A 16,600-nucleotide genomic window follows, 5' to 3' on the forward strand; every position below is an offset into this window, starting at 1 on the left:
GACTTAAGGAATCTTTAAGCTCCACGGGCTCCACCTGATCACCCCCCACGGGAGGACCCCCCTCATGCTCAGCAACTCCACCCGGCGCTGGCTCGCCGGGTTGGGCGTCGCAGGCGCGTTCGTCGCCGCCTCCGCCACCCCCGCCGTCGCCGGCGGATCCCAGATCAAGCTGGGCCTCTACTTCAGCGACACCACGATCGCCACCAACAGCGACGGCAAGATCGAGCGGAGCAGGCTCTTCAGCTCCGCTCCGACCGTGCTGCACGACGTCGCCATCCGCTACGACTTCTCCGATCTGGCCGGCAAGGTGACCGTCGGCGACGACGACCCCTACTGCAGCAACCCGTCGGAGTACGTGCTGCTCTGCACCGACCCGTTCGAGATCGACGTCGACGAGTGGGGCTCGAACGGCATCTTCGAGGTGGAGCTCAAGGCCACCGCCAAGGCGAAGGACGGCGATGCCGGCACGCTGAAGGTGACCATGACCGCCGCCGGCTACGAGCCGGTTTCGCACGACGCGAAGATCCGGATCGGCGAGGGCGTCGACCTGGCCGCCGGCCAGGAGATCGAGACGTCGGCCGCGCCGGGTAAGGCCTTCACTGCTCCGGTCACGGTCGGCAACGCGGGCGAGACCACCGCCAAGGGCGCCGTCGCCATCTTCTACAACGACTACGGCCTGAACGCGGCCAGGCACTTCAACAACTGCACCTACGTGGGTGACGAGCTGCGCACCTGCACGTTCGACGAGGAGCTGCCGGCGGGACGCACGTTCAGCGCGTCGATGCCGTACGTCCTCGGCGCGGACACCTACGCCCCGAGCTCCAAGTACGGCGAGATCATCTGGATGACCCCGGCCGAGTTCGAGGACTTCCAGAAGGACGTGGACTTCTACCAGGAGACCATCGGCGAGCCCGGCACCGACGGCAAGCTGGCGCTCGTCCCGGCCGCCAAGGTGACCTCTCAGGGCTTCCAGGCCGACCGGCAGCCGGAGAACAACGGCACGATCCTGACGGTCAACGCGACCGGCAAGAACGGCACCGACCTTGAGGCGCTCGGCACCTCGGTGACCGGCAAGGCCGGCGCCACGGTGAAGGCGACCTTCGGGCTGCGTAACAACGGCCCGGCGACTCTCGACTACAACCGGGCGGGCAGCTCCGTCACCTACCTGAGCTTCGACGTGCCGCAGGGCACGACGGCGGTCGCCGTGCCGGAGAACTGCATCACCAGGAACGGCGACCAGTGGGGCGAGCCGGGCGAGCCGGGCCAGCGCAACTACTTCTGCTACTTCGGCAGCGTGCTGAAGGCCGGCGACTCGGCGATGCTGGACTTCTCGCTCCGGATCGACAAGGTGATCGCCAACGCGACCGGGCCGGTGAAGGTCAATGTCACGTGCCAGTGCGACGGCGGCTTCACCCGTGACCTGAAGCCGGCCAACGACACCGCCAAGGTCGTCGTGAACGCCGCTCCGGGTGGCGACGGTGGCCAGGGCGGCGGTGACGGCGGCACGCTGCCGATCACCGGTTCCTCCACCGGCCTGATCGCCGGCATCGGCGCGCTGCTGCTCGCCGCCGGCTTCGGCGGCTACGTGGTGGCCCGCCGCCGCAAGACCCGCTTCGTCGCCTGACCAAGCGCACCAGGGTGCCCCGCCGACCACCCCGGTCGGCGGGGCACCGCCGTATCCGAGCCACACCAGAAGACCAAGAAGCAGCACGGGTGCGCGAAGAACGACCACGTCAGGTTTCCGGGGAGCCCGACCCGCGCAGGGATCAAGCCTGACCGCCCGGAGCGGGTCGGGCTCCCCGGAAACCCCCACGACACAGCCTGAAGATCAAGGGACCATCAACCCGTGCTGCTGACCCTCACCACGACCCACCGTCCCGCGACCGACCTCGGCCACCTCCTCGTGAAGCACCCGGACCGCGTGCAGAGCTTCGACCTGCCCGCCGGCGCCGCGCACGTGTTCTACCCCGAGGCGGACGAGGCGCGGTGCACAGCGGCGCTGCTGGTCGAGGTCGACCCGCTGAAGCTGGGCGCCGGTCGGGGCCGCCGGCAGGCGACCGCGCCGGAGGGCTTCACCCTCGGGCAGTACGTCAACGACCGCCCGTACGCGGCGTCCAGCCTGCTCTCCTCCGCGCTGGCGAAGGTCTTCCGCTCGGCGCTGCGCGGCGAGTCGCGGGACCGCGCGGAGCTGGCCGCCACCGCGATCCCGTTGACCGTACGGGTGCCGGTGCTGCGCTGCCGGGGCGGCGCGGACCTGGCGGTACGGGTGTTCGCCCCGCTCGGCTGGACCGTAACGGCCACGCCGATCCCGCTCGACGAGACGTACCCGGAATGGGGTGACAGCCGGTACGTCGACCTGACGCTGACCGGCACGCTGCGGCTCGCCGACGCCCTCAACCACCTGTACGTGCTGCTGCCCGTGCTGGACGACGCCAAGCACTACTGGGTCGCGCCGGACGAGGTGGACAAGCTGCTGCGGGCCGGCTCCGGCTGGCTGGCGGACCACCCGGAGCGGGGCCTGATCACCCGGCGTTACCTGGCGCACCGGCGGGCTCTGGCCGGTACGGCACTGGCCCGCCTGGCCGAGCTGCGCCTGGCCGACGAGCCCGACGCCGACGACAGCATCGACCCGACCGCCGACGACGCCGGGGACCCGCGACGGGTCCCACTGGCCGCACAGCGGCGGGAGGCGGTGCTCGCCGCGCTGCGGGACAGCGGCGCGAGTCGGGTCGTGGACCTGGGTTGCGGTGGTGGCGCGCTGCTCACCGCGCTGGTCGCCGACCGGCGGTTCACCGAGGTGGTCGGCGTCGACGTCTCCGACCGGGCGCTCGGCCTGGCCGCCCGCCGGTTGCGGCTGGACCGGCTGCCCGAGCGGCAGCGGGACCGGATCCACCTGCGACAGTCCGCGCTGACCTACCGGGACGACCGGCTGCGCGGCTACGACGCGGCGGTGCTGATGGAGGTGGTGGAGCACCTCGACCCGCCGCGACTGCCGGCGCTGGAGGACGCGGTGTTCGGTCACGCCCGACCGGGCACCGTGGTGGTGACCACCCCGAACGTCGAGTACAACGTCCGCTACGAGGGGTTGGCGCCGGGTCGGTTCCGGCACGCCGACCACCGGTTCGAGTGGACCAGGGCGGAGTTCGCCGCCTGGGTGCGGCGGGTGGCCGCGGCCCACGGCTACACGGCCACCGTCGCCGGGGTGGGCGACGCCGACCCGGAGCTGGGCGCGCCCACCCAGATAGCAGTGCTGACCCGTGACGACCGGAAGGAGGAGACGACCCGATGACCGTCCTGGACATTCCCGAACTCGCCCTGGTGGCGCTGGTCGGCGTCTCCGGCTCCGGCAAGTCCACGTTCGCCCGCCGGCACTTCGCGGCCAGCCAGGTGCTCTCCTCGGACACCTTCCGTGGCCTGGTGGCGGACGACGAGAACGACCAGTCCGCGTCCGGCGACGCGTTCGACGCGCTGCACCACGTGGCCGGGATCCGGCTGCGGCGGGGCCGCCTGACCGTCGTCGACGCGACCAACCTCCAGCCGCACGCCCGGGCCGGGCTGATCCGGGTGGCCCGGGAGCACGACGTGCTGCCGGTGGCGATCGTGCTGGACGTGCCGGAGGCGGTGGCCTGGGAGCGCACCGAGGCCCGCGCCGACCGGACGCACGGCCGGCAGGTGCTCACCCGGATGCGCCGCGACCTGCGGCAGTCGTACGGGCGGCTGGCCCGCGAGGGCTTCCGCAAGGTGCACGTGCTGCGCGGGGTGGAGGAGATCGACGCCGCGGAGATCCGCTTCGAGCGGCTGTTCAACGACCGGCGGGAGCTGACCGGCCCGTTCGACGTGATCGGGGACGTGCACGGCTGCCGCGCCGAGCTGGAGACGCTGCTGTCCCGGCTCGGCTACGTGCTGCGGCACGACGACGCGGGCCGCCCGGTGGACGCGGCGCACCCGTCGGGACGTACCGCGGTGTTCGTGGGTGACCTGGTCGACCGCGGCCCGGACTCGCCCGGTGTGCTCCGCCTGGTCATGGGCATGGTGGCGGCCGGCCACGCGATCTGCGTGCCGGGCAACCACGAGCAGAAGCTGCTGCGCAAGCTGCGCGGCCGGGACGTCCGGCTCACCCACGGCCTGGCCGAGACGATGGAGCAGCTCGCCGCCGAGACGCCGGAGTTCGTCGCCGAGGCGGAGACGTTCATCGACGGTCTGGTCAGCCACTACGTGCTGGACGGCGGGCGGCTCGTGGTGGCGCACGCCGGCCTGAAGGAGGCCTACCACGGCCGGGCGTCCGGCCGGGTGCGGTCGTTCGCGCTCTACGGCGAGACCACCGGCGAGACCGACGAGTACGGCCTGCCGGTGCGCTACCCGTGGGCCCGCGACTACCGGGGCTCGGCCATGGTCGTGTACGGGCACACCCCGACGCCCGAGCCGGAGTGGATCAACAACACCATCTGCCTGGACACCGGCTGCGTGTTCGGCGGCAAGCTGACCGCGCTGCGTTACCCGGAGAAGGAGCTGGTCGCGGTCCCGGCGGTGCAGGAGTGGTACGCGCCGGCCCGCCCGCTGGTGCCGCCCACGCCGGCCCGCCCGGACACCGTGCTCGACCTGGCCGACGTGACCGGGCGGCGGCACCTCACCCACGCGTACGGGTCGCTGACCGTGCCGGCGGAGAACGCGGCCGCCGCGCTGGAGGTGATGAGCCGGTACGCGGTCGACCCGGGTCGGCTGGTCTGGTTGCCGCCGACCATGGCGCCCTGCTCGACGTCCACCGTCGAGGGGTTCCTGGAGCACCCGGCGGAGGCGTTCGCCGACTACCGCGCGGCCGGCGTCGACCGGGTGGTCTGCGAGGAGAAGCACATGGGCTCCCGGGCCGTGGTGCTGGTGGAACGGGAGCCGGGCCGGTTCGGCGGCGGCGCCGTGCACACCCGTACCGGTCGGCCGTTCTTCGGTCCGCCGCTCGACGACGAGCTGCTGGCCCGGGTGCGCGCGGCGGTCACCACCGCCGGCCTCTGGGCCGAGCTGGACACCGACTGGCTGCTGCTCGACGCGGAGCTGCTGCCCTGGTCGGCGAAGGCGGGCGGGCTGATCCGCGAGCAGTACGCCGGGGTCGGCGCGGCCGGCCGGGCGGCGCTGCCGGCGGTGCTCGCCACGCTGGACGCCGCCGCGGGCCGCGGCCTGCCGGTGGCGGAGCTGCACGCCCGGACCGCCGAGCGGGCGGCCGAGGTGACCGCCTACTCGGCGGCGTACCGGGCGTACGTGGGTCGCACCGACGGGCTGCGCGGGGTGACGCTCGCGCCGTTCGCCGTGCTGGCCGGCGCGGGCACGAGCTACGCGGACCGGGACCACGGGTGGCACCTGGCGCTGGCCGACCGGCTCTGTGCGGCCGACCCGGAGTTCTTCACCCCGACGCGTCGGCGGGTGGTGGAGCTGGCCGACGAGGCGGCGGTGGCGGCCGCGACGGACTGGTGGCTGGCGCTGACCGGGTCCGGCGGCGAGGGCATGGTGGTCAAGCCGTACGCGGGCCCGGCCGCCCGTTCGCCGAAGGGCTCGCTGCTCCAGCCGGGGATCAAGTGCCGCGGCCGGGAGTACCTGCGGATCATCTACGGCCCCGGGTACACCGGGGCGGGTCAGCTCGCCGCGTTGCGGCGGCGCTCGCTGGGCCGTAAGCGCGGGTTGGCGTTGCGCGAGCACGGTCTGGGCCTGGCCGCCCTGGACGCGCTGGCCGAGGACGCCCCGCTCTGGCGCCGCCACGAGCTGGTCTTCGCGATCCTCGCCTGCGAGTCCGAACCGGTGGACCCGCGCCTGTAGACGACGGTGGGCCCGGTCCGGCGCGACGCCGGACCGGGCCCGGGTAACCTGTGTGGCCGTGGACACAGCTGAGAAGACCCGGATGATCTCCGAGAACGTGGCGCTGAACCCGCTCGACCCGAAGGACCTCATCCACACCTTCGGGATGATCGGCGTCTGGGCGATCCTGTTCGCCGAGACCGGCCTGCTGGTCGGGTTCTTCTTCCCGGGCGACTCGCTGCTCTTCCTGGCCGGGGTGGCCGCCTCCCCGGTGGCCGACGCCATCTTCGGCGACGGCACCCGGCTCTCGCTGGCCGGGCTGATGATCGGCGGCCCGCTCTGCGCGATCGCCGGCGCCCAGCTCGGGCACTGGCTCGGCGCGCGCTACGGCCGGCGCATGTTCGACAAGCCCAACTCCCGCCTCTTCAAGCGGGAGTACGTGGAGAAGGCGGAGTACTACTTCCAGAAGTTCGGCCCGGCCAAGGCCGTGGTGCTGGCCCGCTTCATCCCGATCGTGCGGACGTTCCTCAACCCGGTGGCCGGCGTGCTCGGGATGCCGGCCCGGCAGTTCTTCGTGTGGAACGTGGTCGGCGCGATCCTCTGGGTGGACGGCATCCTGCTGATCGGCTACCTGCTGGCCCGCCAGATCTACGACGCCATCGGCGACAAGATCGACCGGTACATCCTGCCGGTGGTCGCGCTGATCATCGTGATCTCGGTGCTGCCGATCTTCTTCGAGTTCCTCCGCGACCGGAAGGCGCGCAAGCGGGGCGAGGCGGTGGCGGTGATCGCGGCGGCGACCGCGGCCGGCGCGGTGGAGGCCGCCCGGGACGCCGTCGACGGCGACGACCACCCGCACGGGCACGGCGGGCAGCACCGCCGCTGACCGCGACTACACCGAAGGCCGGCCCCCGTGCGGGAGCCGGCCTTCGCGCGCACGACCTGTCGAACCACGGACGGCGTCAGCCGTCGCCGTGCGACTGGTGACGCCACCCCTGGCACGCCACCGGTCACCCGCAACCGGGCGGGACGGCCTGCCGGGTTCGGCGCGCGTGCCATCGCGCCGGGGCCTCGGCCGGCCGGACCGTCCTCGGACGGGCCGTGGTTCAGCGAGCCTTCTTGGTGGCCCGCTTCCGCGGCGGGGTGAGCAGATCCGCGATCGTGGCGATCGCGGTCGGCACCAGCCGGTAGTACGCCCAGACCCCACGCTTCTCCCGCTCCAGCAAGCCGGCCTCGGTGAGGATGCGCAGGTGGTGGCTGACCGTCGGCTGCGAGAGGCCGAGCGGCGCGGTGAGGTCACACACGCACGCCTCCCCCTCGGGAGCCGACTGGATCAGGCTGAGCAGCCGGAGCCGGGCGGGGTCGGCAAGGGCCTTGAGGACCCCCGCCAGCCGCTCGGCGTCGGCGCGTTCGATCGGCTCGCCGGCAAGCGGCGAGATCTGAGGCATGGTCATTTCAGCCAACGCAGTTCCCACGTATTCCATCCTTCCACCAGCAGCATCGATCCGCCTGCATATCAGCAGATCCGAATCGGCAAACTTTTACGCCACAAGGCCGAGGTCAGCCAACGTATAGGCCGCCCGATACGGCAATCCGGCGGCTCGCACCGCGTCGCCGGCGCCTCGATCAACAATAACCGCCACGCCCACCACGTCGGCCCCGGCCTCACGCAACGCCTCGACCGCCGTCAACACGCTGCCACCCGTGGTGGAGGTGTCCTCCACCGCCAGGACCCGGCGACCCGCGACGTCCGGCCCCTCGATCCGGCGCTGGAGACCGTGCGCCTTACCCGCCTTACGGACCACGAACGCGTCCAACGGGCGGTCGGTGCCGGCCGAGGCGTGCAGCATCGCGCCCGCCACCGGATCGGCCCCCAGGGTCAGTCCACCGACCGCGTCGTACGACCAGTCGGCGGTGAGGTCGCACATCACCCGGCCGATCAGCGGGGCGGCCCGGTGATGGAGCGTGACGCGACGCAGATCGACGTACCAGTCCGCCTCACGGCCCGATGAGAGCACCACCCGACCGTGGACCACGGCCAGGTCAGTGATGAATTTACGCAGGTCGTCGTGGTCCCCCATGGCGATAGAGCGTACTTCGCAAGTCTGGACGCCGTCCGTGGGGTCCGCCCCGATCACCCGGCGGGCAACCGATGATTGGCAATGTCCGGCTACTCTGCGCGACCGTCCATCCAGGGCCGGCGGCGCGGCCGGGCCGGCGCCGGGACCGCCGACCGTCAGCCGCGGGCCCGGTCGACCTTCCCCCGGGTGTCCCGGACGGCGCCGCGCAGCAGCCGTTTCGGCGCGTGCCGCAGCCCGGCCACAGCCAGCTTGTACTTCCAGCCCGGCACGCTGACCAACTTGCCTTTGCCCAGGTCACGCAGCCCTTCGTCGACCACGTCGTCGGCCCGCAGCCACATCCACGCGGGCGTGCGCGACATGTCGATGCCGGCGCGTTCGTGGTAGCCGGTGCGGGTGTAGCCGGGGCAGAGCGCCATCACGCGCACGCCGAGCGGGGCCACCGACTGGCCGATCGACTCGCTGAAGTTCGTCACCCACGCCTTGCTGGCCGAGTACGTCGATCCCGGCATGGGTACGCCGAAACCCGCCACCGAAGAGACATTTATCACTGCCCCCTCACCCCGCTCGATCATCGGACCGAGGGCGGCGTGGGTCAGCCGGAGCACCGCCAGCACGTTGAGCCGGACCAGCCGGGCCTCGTCCGCGACGGTCGACCGCACGAACGGCGTGTTCAGACTGATCCCCGCGTTGTTCACCAGCAGCTCCACCGGCGGGACGGTGGTCAACCGGCGTTCGACCACCGCACAACCGTCGTCGGTGGACAGATCGGCCGGGATCGTCTTCACCTCGCCGCCGTGCCGGCCGGCCAGCTCGGTCGCCAGGGCGTCGAGCCGGGTGAAGTCGCGGGCCACGAGCACGAGGTTCCAACCGTCCGCGGCGAGCCGGCGGGCGAACGACTCGCCGATGCCCAGACTGGCGCCGGTGACGAGGGCCCAGCGCCGGGAGGGGTGGGGGTCAGCGGTCACGGGCGGTCCTCCGGGGGCGGCGTCGGCCCGGACGGCGGCGTCACCGGCGGGGCGGACGGGGGTGGCGTCGGCCCGACGGGGGCCGACGAGGGTGGCACCGGCCCGGGCGGGGCCGACGAGAACGGCGGTGCCACCGGCGGGGCGGACGAGGGCGGCACCGGCCCGGGCGGGGTGGAGGGCGACGTCACGCCGGCCGGCGGGCCCCACGGTGTCGGTCCGGAGACCGGAGCGCCGGACACGGTCGCGCCGTAGCCGGTCGCCGGGCCGGACCGCGGCGCGACCGGGCGGTGCAGGAAGGCGTTCGCCGAGGGGAGCGTGAGCAGCGCGGCGACCACCAGGTAGCCGAGGATCTGCGCCACCGACAGCGCCGCGTTCAGCGGAATCCACCACGCGGGATAGGCGTCACCGACCAGCCCCAGCAGGTCGGCGGTGACCCGGTCGTCGGCGCCGAGCCGCAGCGGCGCGGCCCGCTGCCCGACCAGCACCGCGAGCCCGCAGCAGCCGCAGAGCAGGCCCAGCCCGGCCACCACCCAGGTGGCCACCCGCGCCCCCGGGCGGCCGGCGAGCAGGCCCAGCGCGAGCCCGAGCAGCAGCAGCGCGGCCAGCACGCCGAGCACGGCGGCCAGCACGGTCGAGCCGCGCAGCAGGCCGGCCACCCGGTCGATGTCGCCGCCGCCCGCGCCGGTGTCCGCCGCCGCGGCTCGGAACCGGTCCACCGTGCCGCCCGCGACGGCCAGGTTCGTCACCGCGTACGCCACGGCGCCGACCGCCATCAGCAGCAGCACCGCCGCCGCGGCGACGACCGTGCCCGGTCGGCGGGGAGCTACCCGATCGGGGTTGGACACGACAGATCCCTCCGGTAGGCGTCGGCTTGCAACCTACTCGGAGGGATCGTCGGCGTCGCTGAAATCCTGCCGTCAACTTCCCTGTGGCGGCTCCGGGTCGCGGCGCTCGCCCGGCTGACCGGTCGGCCCGGCCGGCGGCTGGTCACCGGGGGCCATCGGCGGCGTGCCGCCGGTCGGCTGCTGGCCGGGGGTCGACGGGTAGGCCGGGTCGGTCGACTGGCCCGGGGTCGACGGGTACGCCGGGTAGGAGCCACCCGGCACCGAGGGCTCCCAGGCCGCCTTCGGCTTGCGGAAGAACTCGTTCGCCTTCGGCAGCGCCAGCAGGATCAGCGCGGCCAGCAGGGCGAGCAGCGCGACGATGCCGAGCAGCAGGCTGACCGGGCCGTACCAGGACGGCAGCGCGTCCTCCAGCCGACGCTGGATCTCCTGCCCGCTGGGCAGGTCGCCGTTGGCGTTGCCGCCACCGCCCATCGTGCCGCCGGAGACGCCGTTGAGCAGGCCGCCGCCGGTGCAGCAGAGCAGGATGCCGCCGAGCACCCAGGTGGTGATCCGGGAGGCGTTCTTCCCCCGGTTGTTCAGCAGCGCGAGCACGACCAGACCGGCCGCGAGAAGCAACGTCAGGATCGACGAGCCGATGGTGAAGGCGTACGCGATGTCGCCAGCCGACTCGGCCGAGGTGCCCGCGTACGCGTCCTTGAGGACGTCGCGGATCGTGCCGATCACGGACAGCGTCACGATCAGGTTCAACACCTGGATGACGGCGACGAGAATGAGCAGCCAGCTGGAAAGCGTCACCACGCTGGGACGCGCGCGGGGCGTGGTGCCCGGAGCATCGACCATGATTCTCCCTCCCTCGATGAGATGACCACCGTAGCGATCTCGCACCAGGTGGGCACGTCGGAAAGGCTCACCGGTCCGCGGCGCGCCGCAACCGGCGGTGCTCGGCGGTGACGACCCCGAGCAGGGCCAGGTCGAGCGCGACCGCGAAGACCGCGCCGAACTGGTTGACCGTGAAGTTGAAGACCTGCCCGAACAGCAGGTCGACCAGGAGCGCCAGCTTGAACAGTCGGAACGCTTCGGTCCGGTCCCGGCGCAGCAGCCAGGCCGCGCGCAGGCTCAGCACGGCGGTGACCAGCGCGGTGGCGGTGACGCCGAGGACCGCGCCCCACTCCCGTTCCTGGTCCAGCTCGCCGGTGACGCCGTCGACCAGCACCGCCATCACGGTCACCAGCGGCTCCGCCACCAGCCAGACCACCACCGGCCAGACCAGCCAGCGACGGCCGGCGGCCCAGGCGCCGAGTCGGCGGGCCCGCTCCGCCCCCCGCTGCCAGAACCGCACCGGCGGCGGTTCCCGCCGCGGGACCGCGTCCAGCAGCTGCGCCAGCGCCGCCTCGGTCGCCGGCCCGGTGCCCTGCACCAGGCGCAGCACGGCGATCCGACGCCGGTCGGTCAACCCGCCGGGCAGCGCGCTGAGCACCACGTCCAGCGCGTTGGCGGTGCGTTCGGCCGGGGTCAGCCGGGACCGGCCGGTGCGCCCGCGTACCGCCTGGACGAGCAGGACGAGCAGGGCGAAGGCCACGTAGATGATGGCGGCGGCCGGGGCGTAGAAGTAGTCAGTGCGGGCGGTGACGAACTTGCCCACCTCGTCGATGAAGAGCCCGAACCCGATCCCACCGACCACCGCCCCGGCGGTGCGGGATCCGTCGCCCAGGAAGACCAGCGGGATTCCCAGCCCCACGGCGAGCAGCAGACCACCCCAGAGGACGTGCGCGATGTGCAGCCCGCCACCGCCGAGCTGCGGGTAGTCGGCGGCCTGGAGGTAGGCGCGGACGGCCAGCACGGTGACCACGCCGGAGAGCACGAACGCCTGGAGGTGGGAGGCGGCGCCGATCGCCCGGGGCGGCAGCCGGCGGACCAGCCAGCCGAGCCCCGGCGGGTGGTGGGACGGTCCGGGTGGCATGCCCCGAAACCTAGTAGCCGCGCCACTCCTCGCGGGCGTACTCCAGCACCCTGGGCTGCAACAACGTCGAGGCCGGCACGTCCACCCGGGCCCGGTCGGCGGGGAAGGCGGCCGCCGCGGCGAGTACCGGCGGGGTGAGGAAGCGCAGCGGCGGCGCATCGGCCGGCAGCGCCAGCTCCGGCGCGGCGTCGCCGGGCGCGGCGAGCACGAAGCCCCAGTCGCCGAAGCTCGGCACGTCGACGTGGTAGGGCGTGGTGGCGAAGCCCGCCTCGCGCACCGACCGCTCGATCGACCAGTACGACCGGGGCGCGAAGTAGGGCGAGCCGGACTGGACCACGAGCCGGCCGCCCGGAGCCAGCACCGGCCGGATGAGCGCGTAGAACTCGACCGTGTAGAGCTTCGCGGTGGCCGTCTCGTCCGGGTCGGGCAGGTCGGCGACCACCACGTCGAAGCGTTCCGTGGCGGTCCGCAGCCAGCCGAACGCGTCCAGGTTCAACACCCGGACCCGGGGGTCGGTGAGCGACCGGCGGTTCAGCTCGCGCAGCTGCGGCTCGCTGCGGGCCAGCGCGACCACGGCCGGGTCGAGGTCGACCAGGGTCACCGAGCGCACGTCCGGGTACGTGAGGATCTCCCGCGCGGCCAGCCCGTCGCCGGCGCCGAGCACCAGCACGTCGCCGTGCGGCCCGCGCATCGCCGGGTGCACCAGCGCCTCGTGGTAGCGGTACTCGTCCACGGAGCTGAACTGGAGGTCACCGTTGAGGAACAGCCGCAGGTCGGTGTCGGTGTGGCCGACCTCCCGCACCGAGCGGGTCAGCACGATCTCCTGGTAGCGGCTGCGCTCGGCGTGCACCACCGGATCCCGGTAGAGCTGCTGGCGGGCGGTCACCTCGAAGTCGTGGGCGGTCACCCAGGCGTACCCGAGCAGGAGACCGACCACGACGGCGCCGGCGCCGAGCACGACCCGCGCCCGGCGGCCGAGTTCGGCGCGGAACACCGTGAAGACCAGCGCGAGCCCGGCGACGGCGTTCACCGCGCCGACCACCAGCGCGCCCTTGAGCTGGCCGAAGACCGGCATCAGCAGGAACGGGAAGGCCAGCCCGCCGAGCAGCGCGCCGACGTAGTCGGCGGCGAACAGGTCGGCCACCGCGCTGCCCGCGGACTGCTCCCGGATGCGTTGCAGCATGACCATGAGCAGCGGGATCTCCGCGCCGATCAGCAGGCCGAGCACGAACGCGGTGCCGACCAGCGCCGGCCCGTAGAGGTCGAGCCACGCGAACGCGGCGTAGAGGCCGAGCACGGAGAGGCCGCCGAGCAGCGCCAGGGTCAGCTCGATCGCCGCGAACGCGGCCGCCGCGCGGGACTGCAACGGCTTCGCCACCAGCGCGCCGACTCCCATCGCGAAGACCATCACGCCGAGCACGATCGACGCCTGGCCGACCGCGTCGCCGATCAGATAGCTGCCCAGCGCGACCAGGGCCAGCTCGTAGACCAGGCCGCAGGCCGCGCAGACGAAGACCGCGAGCAGGACCGCCGCGCGGGCCGGGCGCCACCGCGGCCGTACGGGCGCGTCGACGGTCACGTCTTCTCCCGGGTACGCCCGGCGGCGCCCGCCCCGGCGCGCTGCGCGGGCACCGGTCCCCGGAGCTGACGACGGCGTTGCCGCACGCCCACGCCGATGAAGAGCGCGGCGAGCAGGAACAGCCCGACCGTGGTCAGCAGCAGGATCCACCGGTCCCGCCAGAAGTCGCTGCCGGCGTCCGGCAGCGGGACGGCCGGGGTGGCCGGTTCGGCGGTGGGGGTGGCGGCCGGGTCGGCCAGCCCCCGCTCGGTGGCGAGCAGCGGCAGCATGGTCGCGGCCCGGGTGACGGCCCAGCCCGGATCGTCGACGAACGCGTCCTCGTCCAGCCCGAAGCGGCCCAGCCCGGATTCGATCGCGGCCAGGTCGCTGAACTCGATGTCGTCCGACCCCTTCACCCGGATGCTGGCGGAGTCGTTCGACTCGCTGCTGGACGACGTGTAGATGACGTTGGCGTAGACCTCGATCCACCGGGAGCAGCCGGGCGCGTCCGCGACCGCCGTGCCGTCGCCGAGGTTCGAGCCGACGCTCACCGGGTCGTACGTGTCGACCAGCTGCCAGCCGTAGCAGATGCCCTGGCTGTCGGCGGCGGCCCGGAGGATGGGCACGGTGCCGGAGCGCTCGTCGGCCGCCGGGGCAGGCACGTCGGTGTCCGAGTCGCCGCTGATCGCGCCGATGACGCAGGCGCCGACCGTGATGCCGATGATCACCGTCCAGATCAGCGCCTGTCGGCGCTTGTTCTGGGTGGCGGTGGCCTTTCCGGCCATCAGCTGATCGCGGCGGCGATGATCGCGCCGGTGGCGACGTGCACGGTGGCGGAGATCCAGACCGCCGGGTGCGGCTCCGGGTCGACCAGCAGCTCGCCGAGCTTGCCGGGGGTGGCCACGTCGAGCAGCACGAAGGCCGCCGCCATGATGACCAGCCCGAGGATCCCGTACGCGGCGGAACCGGCCAGCCCGAGCGCGAAGTCGTCGTCGCTGGCCACGATCGCGGCGACCACCACGGTGCCGACACCGAGCAGGTTGGAGGCGAGCAGCACCGTGGCGTTGCGGTTGCGCTCGGTCCAGATCAGCTCGTGGAGCTTGCCGGGGGTGGCCAGGTCGACCAGCGCGTAGCCGATCGCCATGAGGACGACGCCGACCACGCCGTAGGCGAGGGTGACCAGCAGATCGGTGACGAGATGCTGCACAGGGACTCCAGGGTGAGGGGGTCGGACGGGCTACTTGCCGGCGCCGGGGCCGCCGCCCCGGACGGTGCTGCCCCGGCCCCAGCCCCAGCTGTTGCCGACGACGCGGTGGTACCGGGGGTAGGCGGTGGACATCTTCTCCAGCAGGATCACCGAGCCGACGGCGAGCGGGAGGATCACCACCGAGTCGTCGTCGTAGCGCAGGTAGACGCCGCTGCCGTCGACGTACTGGTCGGCCGGCTGCCACGCGTCGGTGATCTCCTTCGACACCTGGCTGGGCGACTGCTTCGACGTGTAGGCGACCGCCTGGGCGCCGATGTCCCGGCCCGACGCGCGGGAGAAGTGGTCCTCCACGTAGCCGCGGGGCGAGAAGTTGCCGTAGAAGATCGTGAAGGCGGCGATGAGGGCGCCGACGACGGCGACCGCCACCCCGACCACGAACCACCGTCGGTACGTCACAGCTCTTCCACCACCGTCTCGGTCAGGACCAGCTCGTTGGTCTGGGGGTAGGCGTGCCACGTGCGCCAGGCGAGCGTGCCGCCGGGCGGGTCGGGGCGGACGGCGAGCGCGGTGACCGCGTCCTCGTCGCCGGGAAAGACGCCGACCAGCGCGTACGGGTCTTCGGCCAGCTCGGCGCGGAGCGCCGCGACCCGGGTGCGGAGGCCGTCGCCGGCCGGGCGGAGCACCGTGGCGGTGAACCGGTAGCCGACGGTCTCGTCGTGCAGCGTGTCCGGCAGGTGCGGCGGGCGGCCGGGCAGGCAGGCGACCGTCTCGGTCAGCCCGCCCAGCACCACCTGGTGGGAGGCGCCGAGCAGGCGCAGCCGCAGCCACGTGCCGCCCGGCAGGTCGAGGTCGCGCACGGCCAGCGCCGGCAGCTCCGGGCCGCCGAGGGTCAGGCTGAGGTCGGCGGCGCGGCTGTCGACGTACGGGGTGTGCAGAGCGACGAGCACGCCTACTTCACCTGGTCCGGGCCGCCCTGCGGGTAGATCATCACCTCGGCCCGGCGCAGTTCGTCGCCGAGGTTCACCTCCCAGCCGGCCTCGCCGTACGCCTCGAACGACAGCCGGGCCCCGCCGGGCGCCTGGTAGTCGTGGTAGCGCATCGTGCCGCGCGGGTCCAGGCCGGTGCCCTCGGTCGCGGTGTAGCGCGCCTGGCCCGACTCGTCCCAGTTGTAGCGGCGGCCGGCGATCTCCAGCGTCGGGGCGCCCGGCGTCACCGTGGCGCCCGGCTCGCTGGTCCAGAGCACCATCTCCAGGTCCGGCTCCGCCTCGACGGAGAGCCAGCGCTTCACCCCGCCCGCGTCATCGAGCAGGTGCTCCGCCCAGCTCCAGCCGCCCTCGACCAGGTGCACCGAGCCGCGCACGGTGTAGGGGACCTGCCGGATCTCGATGATGTCGCCGGGCTTGAGCGCGCGGGGGTCACCCCGCAGCGCGTCCGTGTCCCGGTCCCGGAACGGGTCCCCGGGCGTCGCCGCCTGCGGGCGGGCCGCCGAGCGGGACCGGCGCAGCGCGATCACGGCGATCACCACGCCGGCCACCCCGACCAGGCACCCCAGCGTGGTCACCAGGTACGCCACCGAACCGTTCACGAGCGCCTCCCCCCAACATGCATCGGCGGAGACGGTAACAACCCCGCGCACCCCCGCCGAAGTGCCGTTCGTTGAGTGTGCGGTCAGCTACTCTCGGCCGCCGGCCAGCCGCTCGGCGGCGTACTCACGCAGCGTTGCGCGGCCCATCACGCATCCGCTGAACGTGGTGAACTCCCCGTCGTCGTCGCGCAACCGTTCCCAGGCCGCCCGCCCGGCCGCCGGGTCGACCGCCTCCAGCAACGTCGCCGCGTAGGCCCTTCCGGCGGGCGAACCCTTCCGGAGCAGCCGGTCGAGCTTCTTCCGGGCCGCCTCCGGGTGTTCGCGCAGCGCCTGCTCCGCCTGCCGGTACGCCTCGGTCGCGGGCAGGATCTGCCCCGCGAACCCGACCCCGCCGAAGGCCAGGGTGTCCGCGCCCTCGAGTTCCCGCTCCCACTTCCCGCTCATGCCCCACTATGTGCCCACCCCGCCCACCCCTCACCCCTCGCAGGTAAGGAAGGGACCCCTGTTAACGCCTCCGGTAGAGGAAGGGACCCTTGTTAACGCCCACGACGCGCAGCACCAGCGGCACGCAGGGCGCACCGTTGATCAAGGAGTCGTGGAGCCGGTTCGGTCAGGTCA

At 73.2% G+C, this 16,600-nt stretch carries 16 protein-coding genes and 1 pseudogene; 4 read left to right on the plus strand and 13 right to left on the minus strand.

The genetic code is table 11. The annotated features are described in order from the left end of the window. Positions 1-64 precede the first annotated feature (64 nt). From GA0070622_RS01490 to GA0070622_RS01505, 4 genes are all read left to right on the plus strand, one after another. A complete protein-coding gene (locus GA0070622_RS01490) occupies positions 65-1,624 on the plus strand; it encodes an LPXTG cell wall anchor domain-containing protein (RefSeq protein ID WP_091565832.1) in 1,560 nt (519 codons plus the stop codon). Between the two features lie 222 nt (positions 1,625-1,846). Next, a complete protein-coding gene (locus GA0070622_RS01495; RefSeq protein WP_091565836.1) occupies positions 1,847-3,289 on the plus strand; it encodes a 3' terminal RNA ribose 2'-O-methyltransferase Hen1 in 1,443 nt (480 codons plus the stop codon). Beyond that, positions 3,286-5,802, plus strand: coding sequence for a polynucleotide kinase-phosphatase (locus GA0070622_RS01500; RefSeq protein ID WP_091565841.1), 2,517 nt, complete (start codon positions 3,286-3,288; stop codon positions 5,800-5,802). The genes GA0070622_RS01495 and GA0070622_RS01500 overlap by 4 nt, the downstream gene beginning before the upstream one ends. Positions 5,803-5,884: 82 nt before the next feature. Next, positions 5,885-6,667 carry a DedA family protein gene (locus GA0070622_RS01505; protein WP_091565846.1) on the plus strand — a complete coding sequence of 261 codons (783 nt, stop codon included), beginning with the start codon at positions 5,885-5,887 and terminating at the stop codon, positions 6,665-6,667. A gap of 220 nt (positions 6,668-6,887) precedes the next feature. Here the strand turns inward: GA0070622_RS01505 and GA0070622_RS01510 are convergent, their stop codons facing one another. The 13 genes and pseudogenes from GA0070622_RS01510 to GA0070622_RS01570 all read right to left on the minus strand — a co-directional run bounded on the left by GA0070622_RS01510 (position 6,888) and on the right by GA0070622_RS01570 (position 16,426). Next, positions 6,888-7,265: an ArsR/SmtB family transcription factor gene (locus tag GA0070622_RS01510; RefSeq protein WP_007073957.1), complete on the minus strand. Its 378-nt coding sequence runs from the start codon at positions 7,263-7,265 to the stop codon at positions 6,888-6,890. Positions 7,266-7,322: 57 nt separating this feature from the next. Beyond that, on the minus strand, positions 7,323-7,862 hold the full coding sequence (pyrE, locus tag GA0070622_RS01515) for an orotate phosphoribosyltransferase (RefSeq protein WP_091576739.1): 540 nt from the start codon (positions 7,860-7,862) through the stop codon (positions 7,323-7,325). Positions 7,863-8,017: 155 nt separating this feature from the next. After that, the gene (locus tag GA0070622_RS01520) at positions 8,018-8,827 is read right to left on the minus strand and encodes an SDR family NAD(P)-dependent oxidoreductase (protein ID WP_091565850.1); all 810 of its coding nucleotides are present in this window, start codon (positions 8,825-8,827) and stop codon (positions 8,018-8,020) included. A gap of 260 nt (positions 8,828-9,087) precedes the next feature. Continuing rightward, a pseudogene (locus GA0070622_RS01525) lies at positions 9,088-9,672 on the minus strand (hypothetical protein); the annotation flags it as partial. Between the two features lie 72 nt (positions 9,673-9,744). Then, positions 9,745-10,512: a hypothetical protein gene (locus GA0070622_RS01530; RefSeq protein ID WP_091565855.1), complete on the minus strand. Its 768-nt coding sequence runs from the start codon at positions 10,510-10,512 to the stop codon at positions 9,745-9,747. Positions 10,513-10,579: 67 nt separating this feature from the next. Then, complete coding sequence (locus GA0070622_RS01535) at positions 10,580-11,578, minus strand: hypothetical protein (RefSeq protein ID WP_176558857.1); 999 nt, start codon at positions 11,576-11,578, stop codon at positions 10,580-10,582. 64 nt (positions 11,579-11,642) lie between these two features. Next, a complete protein-coding gene (locus tag GA0070622_RS01540) occupies positions 11,643-13,211 on the minus strand; it encodes a polyamine aminopropyltransferase (RefSeq protein WP_091565863.1) in 1,569 nt (522 codons plus the stop codon). After that, the gene (locus tag GA0070622_RS01545) at positions 13,208-13,975 is read right to left on the minus strand and encodes a hypothetical protein (RefSeq protein ID WP_091565866.1); all 768 of its coding nucleotides are present in this window, start codon (positions 13,973-13,975) and stop codon (positions 13,208-13,210) included. Before GA0070622_RS01545 ends, GA0070622_RS01540 begins: the two co-directional genes overlap by 4 nt. Continuing rightward, entirely contained in the window at positions 13,975-14,397 is a 423-nt protein-coding gene (locus tag GA0070622_RS01550) for a DUF350 domain-containing protein (protein WP_091565872.1), read from the minus strand. The genes GA0070622_RS01545 and GA0070622_RS01550 overlap by 1 nt, the downstream gene beginning before the upstream one ends. Before the next feature lie 30 nt (positions 14,398-14,427). Then, positions 14,428-14,853, minus strand: a complete 426-nt coding sequence (locus tag GA0070622_RS01555; protein ID WP_091565875.1) for a DUF4247 domain-containing protein — start codon at positions 14,851-14,853, stop codon at positions 14,428-14,430. Continuing rightward, on the minus strand, positions 14,850-15,344 hold the full coding sequence (locus tag GA0070622_RS01560; RefSeq protein ID WP_091565881.1) for a DUF2617 family protein: 495 nt from the start codon (positions 15,342-15,344) through the stop codon (positions 14,850-14,852). Before GA0070622_RS01560 ends, GA0070622_RS01555 begins: the two co-directional genes overlap by 4 nt. 2 nt (positions 15,345-15,346) lie before the next feature. Beyond that, positions 15,347-15,982 carry a DUF4178 domain-containing protein gene (locus GA0070622_RS01565; RefSeq protein ID WP_091565884.1) on the minus strand — a complete coding sequence of 212 codons (636 nt, stop codon included), beginning with the start codon at positions 15,980-15,982 and terminating at the stop codon, positions 15,347-15,349. 87 nt (positions 15,983-16,069) lie between these two features. Then, positions 16,070-16,426, minus strand: coding sequence for a hypothetical protein (locus GA0070622_RS01570; protein ID WP_091565889.1), 357 nt, complete (start codon positions 16,424-16,426; stop codon positions 16,070-16,072). Positions 16,427-16,600 lie beyond the last annotated feature (174 nt).

It is taken from the genome of Micromonospora sediminicola, from assembly GCF_900089585.1.
Taxonomy (GTDB): domain Bacteria; phylum Actinomycetota; class Actinomycetes; order Mycobacteriales; family Micromonosporaceae; genus Micromonospora; species Micromonospora sediminicola.

What these genes read in the sequence shown, in the direction of transcription:
- GA0070622_RS01505 (WP_091565846.1), top strand. Translation starts at nt 5,885, where the DNA reads ATGATCTCCGAGAACGTGGCGCTGAACCCGCTCGACCCGAAGGACCTC.
- GA0070622_RS01545 (WP_091565866.1), bottom strand. Translation starts at nt 13,975, where the DNA reads ATGGCCGGAAAGGCCACCGCCACCCAGAACAAGCGCCGACAGGCGCTG.
- pyrE (WP_091576739.1), bottom strand. Translation starts at nt 7,862, where the DNA reads ATGGGGGACCACGACGACCTGCGTAAATTCATCACTGACCTGGCCGTG.
- GA0070622_RS01510 (WP_007073957.1), bottom strand. Translation starts at nt 7,265, where the DNA reads ATGGAATACGTGGGAACTGCGTTGGCTGAAATGACCATGCCTCAGATC.
- GA0070622_RS01490 (WP_091565832.1), top strand. Translation starts at nt 65, where the DNA reads ATGCTCAGCAACTCCACCCGGCGCTGGCTCGCCGGGTTGGGCGTCGCA.
- GA0070622_RS01500 (WP_091565841.1), top strand. Translation starts at nt 3,286, where the DNA reads ATGACCGTCCTGGACATTCCCGAACTCGCCCTGGTGGCGCTGGTCGGC.
- GA0070622_RS01530 (WP_091565855.1), bottom strand. Translation starts at nt 10,512, where the DNA reads ATGGTCGATGCTCCGGGCACCACGCCCCGCGCGCGTCCCAGCGTGGTG.
- GA0070622_RS01570 (WP_091565889.1), bottom strand. Translation starts at nt 16,426, where the DNA reads ATGAGCGGGAAGTGGGAGCGGGAACTCGAGGGCGCGGACACCCTGGCC.